Origin of the sequence: Stieleria sp. (assembly GCF_041595215.1) — a bacterium.
GTDB lineage: Bacteria > Planctomycetota > Planctomycetia > Pirellulales > Pirellulaceae > Stieleria > Stieleria magnilauensis.
Map to the genome: position 1 here is coordinate 1 of NZ_JBFHKV010001275.1, position 2,188 is coordinate 2,188.

The following is a 2,188-nucleotide window of genomic DNA, read 5'->3' on the forward strand; positions in this document are numbered from 1 at the left end:
AAGATGTGCGTGCGGATCCCGGCGGGTTTGCCGGCGATTTCACGCTCGATCCCGAGCACCCCACCGCACGCGGCCGAGATCGCGATCGCTTGCAGGTTCGCTAAATCAACGGAGTCAAGCATGGTTTCAACTTTCAACAGGACTCGTCACCGTACCCACGACCGAAAAAGGTGGCGAGAAAAAGTACACTAGTTGGACTTGTTCTTGGTTAACTCATCGGGAGTCGGATCGCCAGGGTTTCGTTCCAAGGTCAGCAGCATGTTCTTGCTGCCTTTGGGCGACTGGAAGTCCTTCGGCCGATCGGCGCCGTTCAGTGCGTAGCACAACGTCCAACGATGATCGTTGTCGAATCGGATGATGCCCTCCGCGACCGCCGTGTCCGGTTTTGGTGGCGGGTCGATCTCGCTGGGTCTGGCCAGCTGTGGCACCGACGTCATGGTGATCTTCGCGGGTTTGGTCGACGAGTCGATGCGAAACACGGCGCGGAACCGCTGTTGGTCGTCACGATCATAGGTGACAATTCGATTGATCGAGATCGTGACATAGGTCCCCTCGACCTCCAATTCGCTCAGCTCGCGGCCTTGGTTGACACCCGAGACGACTTCCCAGCGACCTTGCAGCTTTTCGGTCAGCGTATCGTTCGGCTTCTCTCGGGCCGGTTTCTCTTCGGCCGGTTTCTCTTCGGCCAGCGCGGGCGGGACCGCGAACATGGAACTGCACACAATCGCCAGCACGGCGCAAAATCGGTTGGTCATGGTTTGTCTCCAAGGCTGAAAATGGTTGGATCGTCGCGATCACTGAATGTCGTCAATCGTCAGGGGGCGTGGCTCCATCGGATGACGCGAGGCATGCAATGCATGTTGCCCGCGTCGACTGCTACTGTTCCGTCTCAACTGGTTCGGTGTCAGGGTCATGCGGTTCGGTGTCCAGGCTGGCATCCACTTTCTCCGCCGTTTCGTCGAGCACCTGTTTGGACTTCTCGACGATCACGGCGGTGTCCTGCCGAACTCTGTCGGTATCGACGCGCATCGTCGGATCACCCTCGGGTGAACTGAATTGCACCCAGCCGACCCAAGCCAGAACAAGTAGCAGGATTGCTATACCAATGATCGCGCGCATCACCTTTCTCCAAAAAAACGATTGAGAGCTAAACGGACAGAACTGACGGTCTGCAGTGACGGGAATGGCTGTCGTCAAAATGTCGGGCACTTGGACCCTGCAACGCATTCGTCCACGGTCACCATGACATCGCCAGTGGTTGCCCCAGCGGTCAGACGGCCGGACCGCGACGGCCCATGATCAGTCCGATGATGAACAACACCAGGAACACGACGAACAATATTTTTGCGATGGTGGCAGCGGTTCCGGCGAGGCCGCCGAATCCGAGGACGGCGGCGATCAATGCAATCACCAAAAAGGTCAGTGCCCAACTCAACATGTCAATCTCCAGGGTTTAAACAGGTTGTTTCAAAGCGGTGGACTTCACCACTCGCCGAGTGCCAACCGAGCGACGCGATTGCCGTGCCAAATCAAATGTTTGCGTGAATCCAACGCGAAAAGCCCGTAAATCACCGGGTTGGATCGGTTGGCCTGGATGCCGGGAACCCACCGTGGTCGAGAACCGAGCAAGGGCCGATCTTCAATGCACTTGAACGGATGTGAGCGGGTATGATGAAGAGATGAAGAGCGGTGTGAGGCGGAGTGGAGCCGTCGCGGGTGACTCGTTGTCGCAAACAACCTGTCACGGCATGGCGCACGATTTGCGACAATGCGCATCGTTTTGCCACCGTCGAGCAAGAAGGAAATTCAATGAACCAAGTCTCGAACCTGCAACGCGTGTTGGTCGGGGTGGGCGGCTCCGCCAACGGTCACGTGGCCGTGGATTTTTCGATTCAATTCGCCAGCCGCTACGGATGCCGATTGGTGGGCATCGACATTGTCGACGAAGACGACACGGAACTTGCGATCTATGGCGTCGCCGATGAGACGGCCGAGGCGGAGCGTCGACGGGAGATCCGGCAGCTACGCGAACGGGCCCGGCAAAACCTGGACGCTTTCCAACAGCGATGTCGCACTGCCGGGATCAGCGTCGAGTGTTGTGGAAAAAGCGGGGATGTGACAGAGCAGATCGTGACGGAGGCCCAACGATCGGACCTGATCATCCTGAGCCGCGATACGCCCTTGGAAT

At 57.9% G+C, this 2,188-nt stretch carries 4 protein-coding genes; 1 reads left to right on the forward strand and 3 read right to left on the reverse strand.

The annotated features are described in order from the left end of the window. Nucleotides 1-188 precede the first annotated feature (188 nt). The 3 genes from ABX749_RS30485 to ABX749_RS30495 form a co-directional block, all read right to left on the reverse strand. Entirely contained in the window at nucleotides 189-755 is a 567-nt protein-coding gene (locus tag ABX749_RS30485; protein ID WP_372899353.1) for a TIGR03067 domain-containing protein, read from the reverse strand. A gap of 121 nt (nucleotides 756-876) precedes the next feature. After that, nucleotides 877-1,209, reverse strand: coding sequence for a hypothetical protein (locus ABX749_RS30490; RefSeq protein ID WP_372899354.1), 333 nt, complete (start codon nucleotides 1,207-1,209; stop codon nucleotides 877-879). A gap of 61 nt (nucleotides 1,210-1,270) precedes the next feature. After that, entirely contained in the window at nucleotides 1,271-1,438 is a 168-nt protein-coding gene (locus tag ABX749_RS30495) for a DUF1328 domain-containing protein (RefSeq protein WP_145212061.1), read from the reverse strand. A 371-nt stretch (nucleotides 1,439-1,809) separates the two neighbouring features. Between ABX749_RS30495 and ABX749_RS30500 the strand changes: the two genes are divergently transcribed. After that, on the forward strand, nucleotides 1,810-2,188 hold a 379-nt coding region (locus ABX749_RS30500; RefSeq protein ID WP_372899355.1), incomplete at its 3' end, for a universal stress protein.

Coding starts and splice junctions, on each gene's coding strand:
- ABX749_RS30485 (WP_372899353.1), bottom strand. CDS start 755: ATGACCAACCGATTTTGCGCCGTGCTGGCGATTGTGTGCAGTTCCATG.
- ABX749_RS30495 (WP_145212061.1), bottom strand. CDS start 1,438: ATGTTGAGTTGGGCACTGACCTTTTTGGTGATTGCATTGATCGCCGCC.